The following is a 15,975-nucleotide window of genomic DNA, read 5'->3' as shown; positions in this document are numbered from 1 at the left end:
GCGGGGTGCTGCGTATGACCGAATCCCTCCAGAACCGTCCTAAGAAGTCCTACACGACTCTCAATCTCCTGCTGTTGGCGGTCAACATTCCGCTGGTTCTGCTGGTCGGCTTGTTAATGGTGACGGACTATCGACGTGAGATGCGGCAAGCCACTGATGCGCGGCGAATGACGCTCAGTGATGAAGCGAGCTTGATCGGCGAAGCCCTGTTGAAGTTAAGTGATCCGGAAGACGAAGCGGCGATTGCTGCATTCCTTCAAAGCACATGCTCCCCATCGGCTGCAACTAACTCCGCGGTGTGCTGGATCCACATCACCTGGAACGGTCGTCAATTGCATACCCACACCACACCGGGAACCAGTAATCCATCCGAGTATCCCAATCAGGACGCGATTGTCGGTCGCTTCTCCACCGATCAGCTCGACGTGCAAATCATTGAATTGGCAGCTGACATCAAACGAAGCGTCCGCGGAAAAATTCTGATGCACGTGAGCTGGTTGTTTGCGTTTGCGTCCTTGGCCGCGCTGATCTTAGACGTGGTGCTGGTTCGGCTCATCGCGACACCTACGAAACGGCTCGCGGCATCGGTCAATCGGGTCGGGTCGCAGCGTTTTGATTTGCGAGCGGAATCGTTTCGCAGCCATGAACTGAACGAGCTCAGCAGCGCGATCGCTGACATGGCCGCATCGCTGCACCGAGTCGAAGCCAACCGTGCCGTGGCGATGAAACGCGCCGAGCAAATCCAACGGAACCTGTTGCCGAAAGAGACCAGCGTCCCCGGTTTGGAAATCGTTCCGCACTATCAACCGGCCGAAGAAGTTGCGGGCGACATCTATGGTGTCCTCGAATTGCGAGACGGTTCGTGGTTGATCTATGTCGCCGACTTGGTCGGTCACGGAGTGCCCGCGGCGATGAGCGCTTCGATCCTGAAAATGATCATCGACTCGGCTGTGCTCGACTGCACCGATCCCGGCGTCCTGTTAGAGCAGGTCAACGAGAAAATCCCGCGGTACTTAGCCGAAGACGGTTTTGCGACTGCCGTGATGCTGCGTTGGCAGGTTGATTCTCATCAGCTAACCGTGGCCAGCGCCGGCCATGAACCATTGTTGTTGGTTCGTGGAGAAACACTCGAATCCATCGGAGCAACCGGTTTGCCACTGGGCATTGACACATCTTTGGATTGGACCACTGAAACGATCCGGCTCGAACCAGGTGATCGTTTGTTTCTGTTGACCGATGGGATCAGCGAAGCGGCAAACGACTCGGACGAGATGTTTGGCCGCGAACGCATCGAAGCTGCGATTCGAAACAATCAAGAGGCACCGATTGAGGAGACCGTCACTCACCTTATCCAACAAGTGACCGATCACGTCGGCAGCCAACCGGCTCAAGACGATATCACGTTATTGGCAATTCAGTGCCATGTTGGTGACTGAAGAACGGTTCACCTGTCTACTTGGTGTCGTGACACGCGACGTCTTGATACCTATCGGAAATGGCAAATGTCATTCTTGCCTACGCCGGCGGCGTGCGTCGCGATGACCGGTTTCGAAATCAACTCCGAAGAAGGCGTCAGAGCGGTCGCTACCGGCCCCTAGTGATGGTCTATCGCACGTTCGGGTTTCGCGAACTTTTCTGCCTCCTAGACTGTCGAATACCGACACAATGGCAAGCAAAATCGATAAGCAGCCGAACCGCATACCAGGAATTGGGACCTGCACCGAGGTCCACCGATCAAGATGATGGAAAAACCAGCCGAAGGCGTGGCGAACACACTCCACAACGAACGTTTGATATTACTGATTTTGGCGGCAGTTCAATTCATTACGATCGTGGACTTCATGATCGTAATGCCGCTCGGGCCGCAGCTCATGCGTACCCTCGACATCAGCCCATCTGCTTTTGGATTGATCGTATCCTCGTACACATTTGCAGCCGGAATCGCGGGGTTGATCGCTTCCGCCACGGTCGATCGCTTTTCGCGGCGGACGGCGTTCCTCTTTTTGTACAGCGGCTTTCTACTCGGGACTCTGTTCTGCGGGCTGTCGATGAACTATCCATCACTGGTAATCTCGCGAGTCATCGCGGGGGCGTTTGGTGGCATCGTCGGCGGCATCTCGATGGCGATCATCGGAGACGTCTTTCCCGATAGCCGTCGAGGTCGCGCGACCGGGGCCTTGATGACTGGGTTTGCCATTGCGTCGGTCGCCGGTGTTCCGATGGGACTGTTCATCGGCACCAACTTTGGTTGGCAGATGAGCTTTATCGCCTTGTCACTTCTGGGACTTCCCGTTTTGGCACTGGCTTGGTTTGCATTGCCGGTTTTGAACGACCACGCGGTGGACCTGCGTCCATCAACCTTGACATCGCTGCGAACGACGTTTTTGCACATCAACCATCTCAACGCGTTTGCGTTGATCATTGCGTTGACGATGAGCGGTTTTCTCGTTTTTCCCTATCTCAGCGTGTATTTCGTCGGCAACGTTGGGATGACTGAACAACAACTGCCGTTAATCTACATCGCTGGTGGGGCGCTCACGTTGGTCGCCTCGCCGACCGTCGGACGTTACGCAGACCGGTTCGGCAAACTGCTCGTCTTTCGCGCGATCGCTCCCATCTCGGCGGTGATGTTGGTATTGATCACGCAATTACCCGCCGGCGCCGTGTTGTTGACGATTTGCGTTTTCGGAACGTTGATGGTGTGTAACGTCGGTCGCATGATTCCCGCGATGGCGATGGTGACGGGCAGCGTCTTGCCTAAGAATCGCGGCGCGTTCTTGAGTGCCAACTCATCGATTCAGCATATTGCCGGCGGTGCGGCGTCCTATCTTGGAGGACTGATCGTTGTTCAATCTGCCGACGACCGGCTGTTGAACTTTGGGACCGTCGGAACCATCGCCGCTGCGTTTTCGCTGGTGAGTTTGTGGTTGGCCGGCCGTCTGCGTTTGGCTGAAGAACTGGTTGTTCCCGCCGTCGACATGAGTTTGCCCGCCGCAGCCGAAGCATCTGTTGACGCAGGCGAAGCTCTTGTCGCCTGCATCGAACCGGATCAATCAGGTGAACTCGAAAGCTGCAGCGTTTAAAATATTCTCTCTCTTTCGCGGACGGGCGATCAGACGCCGACATGCCGTTCCAGCTTCGGAAGGAACGCGGCGATGATCCCCATCAGTGGCAAGTACGCGCAGATCTGAAAGACGTACTGTAGGCTCGTTCGATCGGCCAACTCACCGAGCAAGGCGGCCGCAATCGCGCTGACGCCGAACGCGAAACCGAAGAAAAGTCCCGCCACCGCGCCAACGCGTCCCGGCAACAGCTCCTGCGCAAACACCAAAATCGCCGAGAACGCCGATGCCAAGATCGCCCCGATAAAGATCGTCAGCACGATGGTTCCCACCAAACCCGCGTGGGGAAGCGAAAGCGAAAAAGGGGCAACACCGAGGATTGAAAACCAGATCACGACTTTGCGACCAAAGCGATCACCCAGCGGCCCGCCCGCAAACGTTCCGACCGCGACGGCGAATAAGAACGCAAACGAACAGAGCTGCGATTGTTGTTTGGTGAGGTCAAACGTCTCTTCCATGTACAACGCGTAGTAGCTGGTAAAACTCACCAGATAAACGTATTTCGACAAAACGAGCGCCACCAATACTCCGATCGCGCCCCCGACTTGGCGGCGAGACAGCAACGCGTGCCGCTGCGGCTTGGATGTTTTGCCCATCGCGGCGCGGGCGGCAAGTTTCGTTCGATACCACGCTCCGACTTTGGTCAGGACGATGATCCCGGCCAAGGCGATCAATGCGAACCACGCGATCGAGGCTTGGCCAAATGGAAAGATGATCGCTGCCGCCAACAACGGTCCCAATGACGTGCCAAAGTTACCACCGACTTGGAACAACGACTGAGCAAACCCGTGTCGGCCGCCTGCCGCCAGATGCGCCATCCGGGACGCCTCGGGGTGAAAGATGCTCGATCCGGTGCCGATCAATGCCGCCGATGCCATCAGCGTCACGAGTGATCGTGCCTGAGAAAAGAGAATCAACCCGATCAGCGTCATTCCCATACCGATCGCAAGAGAGAACGGCTTTGGCTTGCGATCGGTGTACATTCCTACAACCGGTTGCAGCAGCGATGCGGTGAGCTGGAACGCAAACGTGATCAACCCAATGTCGCCATAGCTCAATTGCAACGAATCCCGCAGCAACGGATAGGTCGCCGGGATCAATGACTGAATGATGTCGTTGAGCATGTGGGCAACGCTGAGCGACGCCAGCACCATCATCGCGGTCTGCTCGACCGATTGGTTCGATGGATTCGACTGCGGCGATTCAGCGGAATCGGTAGCAATGACGGGAACACTCATGCTTCAACTCGGTTTATTTTGCGATGACCACGGTGGGTCGACGGTGGGTTGGAAATCTTACGGCAAGACGGACAGCCCACCAGTGGCAGTGGTTCATGGTTGAAGGTCGTCAATCTTCGTTGAAGGTCGTCAATCTTCTTGCCAAATATTGCCGATCAATCGCATTTCCCTCGCAACGTAATTGACAGGCTCTTGCCGACGCTTCATCGTGAATCACTCGCAGAAGTTTGTCGTTCAAACGGACACCGAAGATGCAAGACTTGGGTCGTGAATCATCCGCCATTCGTCGATCCATCGAGATCATTACGCTGGTGATTGCGGGTGAGACGGTCTTCTTTCTGCCGTTTGTTCTTCCGAGGGTCTTTCGACCGACGTTGTTGGAAGTCTTTCAACTGACCAACTTTGAACTCGGGATCGCCTTTTCGGTTTACGGCGTGATCGCGATGTTGGCTTACTTCCCCGGCGGACCGCTGGCGGATCGGTTTGCCGCTCGGAAGTTGATGGCGTTTGCATTGCTCGCGACTTCGCTCGGCGGCCTGATGCTGATGTCGATTCCGTCGTTCACCGTGGTGAAAGTTCTGTATGGCTTTTGGGGCGTTACGACGATCTTGCTATTTTGGGCACCACTGATTCGAGCGACACGTGCGTGGGGTGGTGCCAAATTACCGGGCCGCGCGTTCGGAATACTCGACGGAGGACGCGGGCTCGTTGCGGCTGGGATCGGGAGCGGAGCGGTGGCGTTGTTTTCTTTCTTCATGCCCGACGAAGTGCAGAGTGCCACGCCCGACCAGCGATCCAAGGCGTTTCAACAAGTGATCCTTATGTTTTCAGGGATCACCTTTTTCGCTGCCGTACTGGTCTGGGTAGCACTGGGCCGGCAAAGTGATCGGGGCGATGACTCGCGCGACGAGATCACACACGACACGACGCTTCCGCCCAAAGGCGTCAGAGGCGTGCTGAGGATGCCGACCGTGTGGCTGCAAGCGATCGTCGTGGTATGTGCCTACGTCGGATACAAAGGCTTAGACGATGTGTCGCTGTACGCACATGAAGTGCTGGATTTCAACGAAGTTCAATCGGCGAGAGTCGGCACGCTTTCGATGTGGATCCGACCTTTCGCGGCTGTCGCGGCGGGTCTGCTCGCCGATCGGTTTGGTGTTGCGCGAATGACGATGTTGAGTTTGTTGATATTCGGAATTGGCAGTGCGGTCATCGCATCGGGTGGTTTTCGCCCGGGCATGAACACGTTTTTCTTTGCGACCTTGATTTCCACGAGCGCAGCCGTGTTTGCGTTACGAGGGTTGTATTTCGCAATGATGGAAGACGGTCGTGTGCCGTTGGGCGATACGGGGACCGCGGTGGGAATTGTTTCGGGTGTGGGATACACGCCCGACGTGTTCATGGGACCGCTGATGGGTTTTCTGTTGGATCGTTGGCCGGGTGAACTCGGTCATCAATTTTTCTTCGCCGTACTCACGCTGGCAGCAATCATCGGCCTTGCGGCATCGATGTCTTTTTGGCGAATGGCACACCGCAGGCAACAAGTGGGGATTTGAGCGGCCTCCGTTGACGCCGGTTGAGTGAAGCGAGCTTGCCGGCGTGACCTTGCATATTCGCAAGTGGGGGGGCAGGACCGGAATTCATCTAGCTTTACCCGGGAAACCACGAAAAATTTGCGAAGGGATGCAGGCGGTGCTCTAATCGAGTCACGGAATATGCGTTTCTTTTGCAGACGCGTGCCGCTCTTCTCGCTTCCCTGGGGACCTTCCAATGAAACGTCAAAGACTCGCATTCACGTTGGTCGAACTGTTAGTCGTGATCTCGATCATCGGCGTATTGGTCGCTCTGACGACCGCGGGCGTCCAGGCCGCACGAGAGGCAGCCCGGCGAACAGAGTGCGCCAACAATCTAAGGCAGCTCGGCATGGCAGGACTGCAACACGAGGCATCGAAGGGGCAATTCCCAGGTTATGTGCAAGATTTCGGATTTTTCGCGGGCGGAGTTGACCCATCGAGCGAAGTCGGTGCCAGCGTGACGTCGCATCGCAAGATCGGTACATGGGCCGTCGCGTTACTCCCCTATCTTGAAGGTCTGCCCACCTACGAACGTTGGACCGAAGATCGTTACCCGATCCTGTCGGACAGCTCGAATGCGACGAGCGGAAACTTTGAAGGAGACGGTTTCCATCCCCAGGCGGCACCGAACTTGGCAATCTTTCAATGCGCGAGCAATCCAGTTACCTCCGGCACTCGAGCCAAGAACTGCTATGTGTCCAACAACGGTATGTGTCACCTTCGTCCAGATGGTTCCACGATCGCCGGTGTCACCTTCCTGAGCTCGCAAAATCGCGCCAACGGAATCGGAAATTCCAAGTACAACATCGCTAGCGTGAATTCATCCACTGGAGTCGGCCTGTCCGTTTCCGAAGGCCCACGGGTTCGTCTCGATCAGATCAAAGACGGCGCCGGACACACTCTGCTTTACACTGAAAACGTTCAAGCGTTCCCTTGGCATCGTGCGGGATTGATCCACGCCTCGGATCTAAAGTCGAGCAGCCTGCCGACTCCTTACGATGTTCCATTCAACGCGGAAGTGACTCCCAAAATCGAAGCCGCACGGTACATCCATGGGATCGTTTGGCACTATGAAGACATGGCCGCGACTGCGACTGCGAGCCCAGCATGGAATACCAACGTTGGAGAAGCTCCCGCGGCAGTTCATTCACTCCACCGAATCAACGGTGGCGGCACCGGTTCAAACAGCACCGCGCAGGACATGTTCGTGAAGGTGGTTTCCAACATGCGGGACGCGCGAGATTTGGCTCGCCCCTCGTCGGCTCACCACGATGGTGTCAATGCGGTGATGGCCAGCGGCGCGGTGCAATTCATCAATAATTCCATCGACTACCGCGTTTACCAAGCATTGCTAACTCCGCACGGCAAGCAGAGTGACGTGCCTTGGAAAGAATTCGTGGTGACCGATGAAATTGGGAATTGATCGCTAACCGATCCCGGATCACCCATCGGCGGTGCCCGCACAAACTCCACCCTCCGATCGAAAGGGCATTATCGCTCGATCGCTCGGATGCCGAGTTGGGCTTCCATTTCTTCCAACGGAACACCTTTGGTTTCGGGAACCATGGTGGCAACCCAGATCAGTTGCAACACCATCATGAAGCAGAAGAATCCGAACACGACTGAAGGCGGGAAATTCCCGATGAACCAAGGAAACACCGTTGTCAAAAGGGCGGCGAAGATCCAGTGCGTGAAGCTGCCGAGAGATTGACCCGCGGCACGATGACGGTTTGGAAAGATCTCTGAAATCAGCACCCAAATCACCGCGCCCTGACCAACGGCGTGGGCTGCGATGAACGCGAAGATACAGAACATCACCAACTTCCCGCCGAATCCCGACTCAACGCTCGCCTGCGACATCGCTTGATCGGCTGCCGCGACAACGTCGTCAAATTCTGCCGACGCTGGAATTTCAATCGCGTCGCCATCGAATTCGGGCGATTGCGAAGCGACGGCGAGGGCTTCTATTGCGGCGTCGATGTCCGATTGAAACTTCGTCAAGTCGGATTCCTTGGGCGCCGGTAAGGCGGCGGCTTTCTCATATGTCGCGATCGAACTCTTGACCGCGATGGCTGAGTTTGCGACTTGAAATTGCGGTGCGTACGTGAAGAACACCCAAGCACATAAGCCCAGCGACGCGATGTACCCGAACGACCCGATGTACAGCAACGTGCGGCGACCGAGCCGATCGATCAGGTACAAACCGAGAAACGTGAACCCTAAATTGATCACACCGATCCCGACTGATTGAATGATTGCCGCCTGCTGTCCCAGTCCGGTCATCTCGAAAATACGCGGGGCGAAGTAGAGGATCGCGTTGATGCCTGACAGCTGGTTAAAAAATGCGACCAGGAATGCCAGCAAGATTGGGATACGCAATCGCATCGTCCAGAACGGTTCGTCAGAAACGTGCTGTTCCGAAGACGCTTTGATCGTTTCTGCCAATTGCCGCACCTCGTCTTCTGACCATTCCGGGTTTGCGATGCCGATCACACGCATCGCTTCGACCTCGTCACCGCGTCGCGAAATCAACCACCGAGGACTCTCCGGCAACCCGAGACACATCAGCGAAAAGATCAACGCGGGAATCGCTTCCACGCCCAGCATCCATCGCCATGCGTGGTCGCCGATCCCGGCGAGTAACGCATTGGAGGCAAAGGCGACCAGAATTCCGAAGACGATATTGAACTGAAACATTCCCGCGAGCCGACCACGCCGAGCCGGCGGCGAGATTTCCGAAATGTACAGCGGAGCGGCCACCGTCGAGATGCCGACACCGATGCCGCCGATCAGACGCGCGATCATGAAAGAATAGACATCGGTCGCCAACGCCGACCAAATCGCCGAAACAAGATACAGGATTCCGATCCACAGCAGCGTCGTTTTGCGTCCGAATCGATCTGTCGGCCAGCCACCAACGAGCGAACCGATGACCGTTCCCCATAACGCCATGCTCATCGCGAGGCCGTGCTGGGCGTGACCGAGCGACCACAAGGATTGGATGGTTTTCTCGGCACCCGAAATCACGACGGTATCAAAACCGAATAAAAAACCAGCCAATGCTGATGTCAACGCCCACAGAAACAAACGACTCGGCATATCAAACTTCCCTAACAACGATCCAACTCCAGAGTATTCGCATCGCCAACTTAATCGGACGCGACACGTGACAACACTCGGGCTGGTCGAACTAGAACTGAAAATAAACAAATGGCCGGAAACCACGCGGCGCGTAGAGCAGCAAACTCCAGATCATGATCGCCGTCACCACACCGCTGTACCACGCTCCGATCGGGAGCCTCATGCAACGGCGAAGCCGGGTCATCCATGCCGCGTGTTCGATCACCATGATAGCGATCATCAACAGTGTCAGGGGTGGTAACCATAAGATCCGCACGGTCTCACCCGTTGGCGTGAGATACCACGGCATCCACAACCGCTGATACACCAGCGTCGCGGTCGTCCAATCGGGACTGCGAAACAGCACCCATCCCATCAACACGACCAACATTACGAATGACCAACGAATGACGAGAGGAAATCTCGATGTGAATCGACGATACCGCTCGGAAACCAACGCGAGCCCGTGCCAGAGTCCCCACAGCACATAGGTCACTGCGGCACCATGCCACAGCCCTCCGAGCGTCATCGTGATCATCAAATTACGCTGGGTCGATCGAGTCGATCCGCGCGAACCGCCCAACGAGATGTAAAGGTAATCCCGCAGCCATGTCGAAAGCGTGATGTGCCATCGACGCCAAAAATCCGACATCGACGTTGCGAGATACGGATGCCGGAAATTGACCGGGAATCGATAGCCGAGCATCTTGGCGATACCGATCGCCATGTCGCTGTAGCCTGAAAAGTCGTAGTAGATTTGTCCTGCATAAGCGATCACCGCGATCCACACGCTCACGCTGCTATAAATTTCGACTCCCGCAAAAACGACATCCACCGTTTCGGCGAGGCGATCGGCGATTAAGACCTTCTTCACCGCGCCTCGCAAAAGCTGCTGGAACCCGCCATACATCATTCGATAACGAAACGGTGGCACCACCGCGAGCTGCGGCAAGAGACTCGCGGCGCGAACGATCGGTCCGGCAACCAACTGAGGAAAGAACGCGACGTAAAGGGCAAAGTCCAGCAAGCTCGAGGTCGGACGCAGTTTCCCGCGATAGACGTCGATCGTGTAGCTGAGCGTTTGAAACGTGAAGAAAGAAATGCCAACAGGCAAGATCACGTTCAGGTTGCCGGCGTGACCACCGAGCGATTCGATCAGCGGTCGAGCGGTATCGAGAAAGAAATTGAAATACTTGAAGAAACCGAGCATTCCAAGGTTGACCGCCAAACTAACGATCAACCAAGCCCGCCGCCGACGCGGTGAGGCACACGAGAACATTCTGCGAGCGACGTAATAATCGACCAACGTCGATATCAACAATAGGCCGCAGAAGCGATAATCCCAGTAGGCGTAGAAATAATAACTCGCCGCCAACAAGAAACCGTTGCGAAGCCGGCGACTTGAAGCCCCCATCGTCCAGGTCACCACCAGGACGACGCATAGGAAGACGACAAATTCAGCTTGAGCGAAATTCAACGGTTGGCTTTCCGGTCCTTACTCGCGGAAGTAATCCGCATATTCGTCGTGTTCCTGCGTCGCTTGTTCACGACGAAGCGACTCGTTGGAATCACCTTGTGCGAAGGTGGCTTGCAGAATACCACGCTGCCGAAGCACCGTGTGACTGGCCGAATCGTCTTCGAACGGATCATTCAATTCGTCAAACGTGCGTCCTGGACGATCAAATTCGAGATCGTTTGTTCGGCCGGGCAATGGCAACGTCGGTGGCACCGGTGCGTCACGCCGGATCGTCGTTCTCGGCATCGGAGTGACCGGCGCCGCGGGCTGCACATGAGGCACCATTGGCGACGGCTCGTTTGCAGGTGAAATGATCATCGGATCGTAGTCAGGATAACTCTCCATCGCGTGCCCCGTGGTGTGTGAACAAGTCGCACACTCGCAGCTCGTTTTGGAAGTTCGTTGAAAGAGACAACGGTGGCTGGTGATTTTTTTGATCCCGCTGGTGACGGAATCGAACATGCAAAATAGCGGCTTCACGTTAAGCAAACGGGCTTTGGCGAGGAGTCCCTTCTCAGGCCCGAGAAGCTCATTGCAATCAGCCCCCTCGAAACCGCACGAAGGCTCACAACCACAGGCCGGTTCCAGCCCACAGGAGGGTTCAAGTCCGCAGGCAGGTTCACAGCCGCAAACGGGTTCCTGGCAACTGCAGACAGGTTCCGCACCACAAACCGGTTCGGCACCACATACTGGCTCGGTCCCGCAAGCCGGATCGGCCCAGATCCCTTGGCCGGTTGCTTGAGTTGAAACGGCGGCCGAGAACGCGGCAGCGACGATTGCCATGGCGGCAAGTCGCTGGAGGCCTAAATGGGTGCGTGTCAGTTTGCGGTTCATCGCGATTTCCATCATCGTGTTCATGGTGACATTCGTTAAAAACGGATTGCGCGAAAGTACTTCGCTACCGCACTGTTTATCGACGACGCAGGATCGCTAAGACCAAAACAATCGGAAGGAAGCAAAAAGGCGACTCAAATTACCTAGGGCGCCGAACCCCGAAAGATCAACGATTGTCAAAGCGTCGGCAAACGACGATGATGACTCGCCCTCACTTCCTCTGAACTCTCAGCGTTTTTCAGCGAAAACGAAATCCATGACTTCTTCCGCCGCCTCTTCGTCAGCCGACACGTCAAACCAATCGAAAAACGCGTCGCCGCTGCACGCCAGTTCCTTGCAGAATGATCCGAGGATTTCCGAGGCCAAACGCTTGATCGCCGAAGCGGTCCAGGAACACGCGGCGTCGCTCGACAACGTCGCGGCCGCCAATCCAGAATTGAGCGAATCCTATCAAGCGATTACGCAGGATTACATTCGCGCCCGCGGTGGCCCGCCCTTGTGGCCGTATTTCGCTTCGGGGCTGGGCAACGGCCCCTACGTGGAATTGGCCGACGGAAGCGTCAAGTTGGATTTCATCGGCGGGATCGGGGTGCACGGTTGCGGCCACTCGCATCCGGCGATGGTCGAGGCAAGTATCGATGCCGCGATCGAAGACACCGTGATGCAGGGGAATCTGCAGCAAAACGTGCCTAGCGTTCAGATGCTGAGCCGATTGTTGGCTTTGGCGAGTGAGTCTGGGGCTCCGCTTGAGCACGGATTGCTTTCGACCAGCGGCGCGATGGCCAATGAAAACGCGCTCAAACTCGCCTTTCACCACGCCCAACCGGCCAACCGGATCATCGCGTTCGACAATGCTTTTGCCGGTCGCTCGATCGCTTTGGCGGCGTTGACAGATCGACCGAGCTATCGTGATGGCATCCCGCTCGCAATCCAGGTCGACTATTTACCGTTCTTGGATCCGCACAATCCAGAACGTTCGACCCGGTGGGCGGTCAACGAGTTGAAGCAGCTGCTCGCTCGATATCCCAAGAAACACGCGGCGTTCTGGGCCGAGCCGATCGCGGGCGAGGGCGGGTACTATCCGGGCAGTCACGATTTTTTCGCGGCCCTGTGCGGTCCGCTTCGAGAAGCCGGGATTCCGATCATTTTCGACGAAATCCAGTCGTTTTCACGAACGAGCCGACCTTTCGCGTTCCAGCATTACGGGCTGGACTCGTTTGCCGACATTGTCACGGTCGGGAAAATCACGCAGGTGTGCGCGACGCTGTATCGCAAAGAATTTCACCCCACGTCACCGATCCTGAGCCAGACGTTCACGGGGTCGACGTCCGCGATTCGCACCGGATTGGCGACGCTGGACCTGCTCGAAGCGAACGGATGCTTCGGCGCCGAGGGGACGAATGTGGCCCGACATCAGTATTTTGCCGGGCAACTCGAAAAGCTCGCGGCCAAACACGCTGGCCTGATTCGGGGGCCATGGGGAGAAGGCATGATGATCGGATTTACCCCCGGGGACGGATCGCTCGACCAAGCCAAAATGCTGATGGGGATCCTCTACGACCTCGGTTTGCTCGGTTTTCTGTGCGGCGCGTCGCCGGTTCGGGTGCGATTCCTACCTCCGCCGGTGATTACGTCGACCGCTCATATTGATGCGGCGGTCGACTTGCTCGACCAGGGATTGGCCCAATTGAAAGCAAAATTGGGTTAGGCGAGCTACGCCGACGGCGAAAATTTTGCGAAGCGGGCATTTCTGGGATGAATCTCCGGTTGAGGGGTTTTGGGCGGACCACTAAGATTCCCCACATGAAATACAGTCAACTCGATCGCATCACCTTCCTCGAACCCGGCCATCGGCTGGTCGGCGAACGCACGTTGGCCGCTGACGAAGAGTACTTGAAGGATCACTTTCCACGCTTTCCGGTCATGCCCGGTGTGATGATGCTCGAGGCATTGCATCAGGCGGCGGTGTGGTTAATCCGCATGTCGCCGGGTTTCGACAGTGCGTTGGTTTTGGTGCGGGAAGTTCGCAACGTCAAGTTTGGCGACTTCCTCTCCCCCGGCGAAACGCTCACGATCGAGGCTGAAATCTCCAAGACCGATGGAGTCATGACGACGGTCAAAGCCGTCGCCCGCAAAGGCGATCGCACGACGGTAGCCGCCCGGCTGATTTTAGAAAGCTGCTCTAGTGGCGATCCCGATCATCTTGATACCGACACCGACCTCAAACGTCTCGCTCGCGAGCAATTTTTTCAACTTTACGGTGACTGTCCTCCTGTCGCTGCTCTGGTGCAGCCTGGGGAAAACATGTCACCAACCATGACACCCTAATACTTTTTAGTTAAACCACGAATAGGAACGCACGATGTCGTTGTCTCAAGACGAAATTTTTGAAAAGGTGCAGGCCGCCCTGGTCGATGCTCTCGGTGTGGACGAAGAGGAAGCAACACCTGACGCCACACTCGTTGGTGACCTCGGTGCCGAGTCGATCGACTTTCTCGATATCGTTTTCAAGCTCGAAAAGTCTTTCGACATCCAAATTCCTCGCGAAGAACTGTCGCCTGAAGACATTTTGACCAACAGCCAATACGTCCAAGATGGCGTGGTCACCGCTGACGGCATGGCCGAACTGAAGACCCGCATGCCATGGGCAGACCTTTCGAAGTTCGAAGAAAACCCACGCGTTCAAGACTTCGGCAACCTGCTCACCGTGGGTGACTTGTGCAGCTACGTCGCCAGCAAGATCAACGCGTAAGCTCATGCGTTGGTTCTGGGTCGATCGATTCACCGAATTCGTCAGCGGTTCGCATGCCAGCGGCATCAAGAACGTTGCGCTCGACGAGGAAGTTCTAGACGGATACAGTCTAGGCTACCCCGTGCTGCCGCCGACGTTGATCATTGAGGGACTCGCCCAGGTGGGTGGAATCCTCGTACACGAGCATTTCCAATTCACCAAACGTGTCGTCTTGGCCAAGGTCGGGACAGTAAAATATCATGCCCCGGCTCGACCCGGTGATACTCTGAATTACCACGTCCGGCTCGGTCGGACGCAAGGGCTCGGTGCCGTGATCAGCGGCACGAGCCACTGCAACGGTGAGTTGCAGGCCGAAGCCGATTTGATGTTTGCATTTTTAGAAGAGGGGCATCTCGTTGATGGGCCTCTATTCAATCCCGGTGACCTCCGCGCAATGTTGCGACTGATGAACTTCTTTCATGTCGCGGTAACCGCCGACGGGAAACCGATTCCTTACTACAAAAATCTTTGAGCGTCCATGTCGTCGCGTCGCCGAGTCGTCGTTACTGGGATCGGAATGATCAACCCCATGGGTTGGGATGTCACGACGGTCTGGTCTGGTCTGAAAGAGGGTCAAAGTGGTGTCGCCCCGACAACACTGTTTGATGCTACCGGTTTTCCTACCCGGATCAGTGCCGAAATCAAAAATTGGGATGTCACCAAAGCCGTCGAGGACGGCGCTCAACACGTTCGCCGAGGACGACACACCCAATTCGCGATCGCCGCGGCAACCCAGGCGATCAATGACAGCGGCGTGCTCGACGTGATTTCCGACCCGGTTCGGTTGGGCGTGTACCTCGGCAGCGGCGAAGGCAATCAAGACTTCGGAACGTTCAGCCGCATGATGACGGCGGCACTTGCAACTGGCGAATACGATCCCAAACGGTTCGTTGCCGCTGGTATCGACTTGCTCGACCCGGCCAAAGAGCTCGAACAGGAACCAAACATGCCGGCGGCTCATTTGGCCGCCCGGTTCAATGCCCAGGGGCCTAACTTCAACTGCCTGACCGCGTGTGCTGCCAGCAGCCAAGCCGTTGGCGAAGCGACCGAGATTATTCGCCGTGGTGAAGCCGACGCGATGCTGGCCGGTGGCACACACAGCATGATCCATCCGTTTGGCGTGACCGGGTTCAACCTGCTCACCGCGTTGTCCGAGAGCAACGACGAACCGACCAAGGCAAGTCGTCCGTTCGATGCCGGACGCAACGGCTTCGTTCTTGGCGAGGGTGCCGCCATGGTCATCTTGGAAGAGCTCGAATCGGCCAAAGCCCGCGGAGCGACGATCTACGGTGAAGTCGCCGGATACGGAACGACCGCCGACGCGTATCGGATTACCGACATCCCGCCGGACGGCCACGGCGGGATCGCAGCGATGCGGATGTCGATCGCAGACGCCGGCTTAACACCGGCCGACATCGATTACGTCAACGCCCACGGCACCAGCACCAAGGTCAACGACCGCGTGGAAACCAAAGCGTGCCGCGAGGTCTTCGGCGAAAACGCGATGAACACCCCTGTCAGCAGCACCAAGAGCATGATGGGGCACCTGATCGCTGCCGCCGGCGTCACCGAAATGATCGTGTGCCTGATGGCACTCCGCGATGGCGTGTTGCCACCGACGATTAATTACGAATCGCCTGACCCCGATTGCGATTTGGACTACGTGCCCAACCAAGCCCGCGAGGCCGACTTGAAGCACGTCCTCAATAACAGCTTCGGATTCGGCGGCCAAAACGTCACGCTCTGCCTTAGCAAGTACGCGGGCTAATCGTTCGCCCGT

General features: G+C 56.6%; 13 protein-coding genes. 9 read left to right on the top strand and 4 right to left on the bottom strand.

From position 1 onward, the window contains the following. Positions 1-14: 14 nt before the first annotated feature. Positions 15-1,436 (top strand): PP2C family protein-serine/threonine phosphatase, encoded by a 1,422-nt coding sequence (locus tag NB063_RS12205; RefSeq protein WP_250929004.1) that lies wholly within the window; start codon positions 15-17, stop codon positions 1,434-1,436. Between the two features lie 303 nt (positions 1,437-1,739). Further along, positions 1,740-3,083: an MFS transporter gene (locus tag NB063_RS12200; RefSeq protein ID WP_250929003.1), complete on the top strand. Its 1,344-nt coding sequence runs from the start codon at positions 1,740-1,742 to the stop codon at positions 3,081-3,083. Between the two features lie 29 nt (positions 3,084-3,112). Here the strand turns inward: NB063_RS12200 and NB063_RS12195 are convergent, their stop codons facing one another. Next, positions 3,113-4,360, bottom strand: a complete 1,248-nt coding sequence (locus NB063_RS12195; protein WP_250929002.1) for an MFS transporter — start codon at positions 4,358-4,360, stop codon at positions 3,113-3,115. Between the two features lie 251 nt (positions 4,361-4,611). On the opposite strand from NB063_RS12195, the gene NB063_RS12190 reads away from it, so the two are divergent. Together NB063_RS12190 and NB063_RS12185 are read left to right on the top strand one after the other, a co-directional pair. Next, the gene (locus NB063_RS12190) at positions 4,612-5,916 is read left to right on the top strand and encodes an MFS transporter (protein ID WP_250929001.1); all 1,305 of its coding nucleotides are present in this window, start codon (positions 4,612-4,614) and stop codon (positions 5,914-5,916) included. 214 nt (positions 5,917-6,130) lie between these two features. Beyond that, entirely contained in the window at positions 6,131-7,357 is a 1,227-nt protein-coding gene (locus tag NB063_RS12185; RefSeq protein ID WP_250929000.1) for a DUF1559 family PulG-like putative transporter, read from the top strand. Between the two features lie 68 nt (positions 7,358-7,425). On the opposite strand, the gene NB063_RS12180 is transcribed toward NB063_RS12185, so the two are convergent. From NB063_RS12180 to NB063_RS12170, 3 genes are all read right to left on the bottom strand, one after another. Beyond that, positions 7,426-9,033, bottom strand: coding sequence for a sugar porter family MFS transporter (locus tag NB063_RS12180; RefSeq protein ID WP_250928999.1), 1,608 nt, complete (start codon positions 9,031-9,033; stop codon positions 7,426-7,428). 91 nt (positions 9,034-9,124) lie between these two features. Then, complete coding sequence (locus NB063_RS12175; protein ID WP_250928998.1) at positions 9,125-10,531, bottom strand: MBOAT family O-acyltransferase; 1,407 nt, start codon at positions 10,529-10,531, stop codon at positions 9,125-9,127. A gap of 18 nt (positions 10,532-10,549) precedes the next feature. Then, a complete protein-coding gene (locus NB063_RS12170) occupies positions 10,550-11,428 on the bottom strand; it encodes a hypothetical protein (RefSeq protein ID WP_250928997.1) in 879 nt (292 codons plus the stop codon). A gap of 232 nt (positions 11,429-11,660) precedes the next feature. On the opposite strand from NB063_RS12170, the gene NB063_RS12165 reads away from it, so the two are divergent. From NB063_RS12165 to NB063_RS12145, 5 genes are all read left to right on the top strand, one after another. After that, a complete protein-coding gene (locus NB063_RS12165) occupies positions 11,661-13,112 on the top strand; it encodes a class-III pyridoxal-phosphate-dependent aminotransferase (RefSeq protein ID WP_250928996.1) in 1,452 nt (483 codons plus the stop codon). A gap of 95 nt (positions 13,113-13,207) precedes the next feature. Continuing rightward, positions 13,208-13,732 carry a 3-hydroxyacyl-ACP dehydratase FabZ family protein gene (locus NB063_RS12160; protein WP_250928995.1) on the top strand — a complete coding sequence of 175 codons (525 nt, stop codon included), beginning with the start codon at positions 13,208-13,210 and terminating at the stop codon, positions 13,730-13,732. A 34-nt stretch (positions 13,733-13,766) separates the two neighbouring features. Continuing rightward, positions 13,767-14,156 (top strand): acyl carrier protein, encoded by a 390-nt coding sequence (locus tag NB063_RS12155; RefSeq protein ID WP_250928994.1) that lies wholly within the window; start codon positions 13,767-13,769, stop codon positions 14,154-14,156. 4 nt (positions 14,157-14,160) lie between these two features. Further along, the gene (locus tag NB063_RS12150; protein WP_250928993.1) at positions 14,161-14,667 is read left to right on the top strand and encodes a 3-hydroxyacyl-ACP dehydratase FabZ family protein; all 507 of its coding nucleotides are present in this window, start codon (positions 14,161-14,163) and stop codon (positions 14,665-14,667) included. A 6-nt stretch (positions 14,668-14,673) separates the two neighbouring features. Further along, positions 14,674-15,963, top strand: a complete 1,290-nt coding sequence (locus NB063_RS12145) for a beta-ketoacyl-[acyl-carrier-protein] synthase family protein (protein ID WP_250928992.1) — start codon at positions 14,674-14,676, stop codon at positions 15,961-15,963. Positions 15,964-15,975: the final 12 nt, after the last annotated feature.

This window comes from Aporhodopirellula aestuarii (assembly GCF_023701485.1).
Taxonomy (GTDB): domain Bacteria; phylum Planctomycetota; class Planctomycetia; order Pirellulales; family Pirellulaceae; genus Rhodopirellula; species Rhodopirellula aestuarii.
Note: the sequence above shows the minus strand (reverse complement) of the source record. Positions and strands in the feature narration are given on the sequence as shown.

Bases quoted from the DNA above. Each gene is read 5' to 3' on its own strand.
- NB063_RS12205 (WP_250929004.1), top strand. From the start codon at position 15: ATGACCGAATCCCTCCAGAACCGTCCTAAGAAGTCCTACACGACTCTC.
- NB063_RS12200 (WP_250929003.1), top strand. From the start codon at position 1,740: ATGATGGAAAAACCAGCCGAAGGCGTGGCGAACACACTCCACAACGAA.
- NB063_RS12195 (WP_250929002.1), bottom strand. From the start codon at position 4,360: ATGAGTGTTCCCGTCATTGCTACCGATTCCGCTGAATCGCCGCAGTCG.
- NB063_RS12190 (WP_250929001.1), top strand. From the start codon at position 4,612: ATGCAAGACTTGGGTCGTGAATCATCCGCCATTCGTCGATCCATCGAG.
- NB063_RS12185 (WP_250929000.1), top strand. From the start codon at position 6,131: ATGAAACGTCAAAGACTCGCATTCACGTTGGTCGAACTGTTAGTCGTG.
- NB063_RS12180 (WP_250928999.1), bottom strand. From the start codon at position 9,033: ATGCCGAGTCGTTTGTTTCTGTGGGCGTTGACATCAGCATTGGCTGGT.
- NB063_RS12170 (WP_250928997.1), bottom strand. From the start codon at position 11,428: ATGAACACGATGATGGAAATCGCGATGAACCGCAAACTGACACGCACC.
- NB063_RS12165 (WP_250928996.1), top strand. From the start codon at position 11,661: ATGACTTCTTCCGCCGCCTCTTCGTCAGCCGACACGTCAAACCAATCG.
- NB063_RS12160 (WP_250928995.1), top strand. From the start codon at position 13,208: ATGAAATACAGTCAACTCGATCGCATCACCTTCCTCGAACCCGGCCAT.
- NB063_RS12155 (WP_250928994.1), top strand. From the start codon at position 13,767: ATGTCGTTGTCTCAAGACGAAATTTTTGAAAAGGTGCAGGCCGCCCTG.
- NB063_RS12150 (WP_250928993.1), top strand. From the start codon at position 14,161: ATGCGTTGGTTCTGGGTCGATCGATTCACCGAATTCGTCAGCGGTTCG.
- NB063_RS12145 (WP_250928992.1), top strand. From the start codon at position 14,674: ATGTCGTCGCGTCGCCGAGTCGTCGTTACTGGGATCGGAATGATCAAC.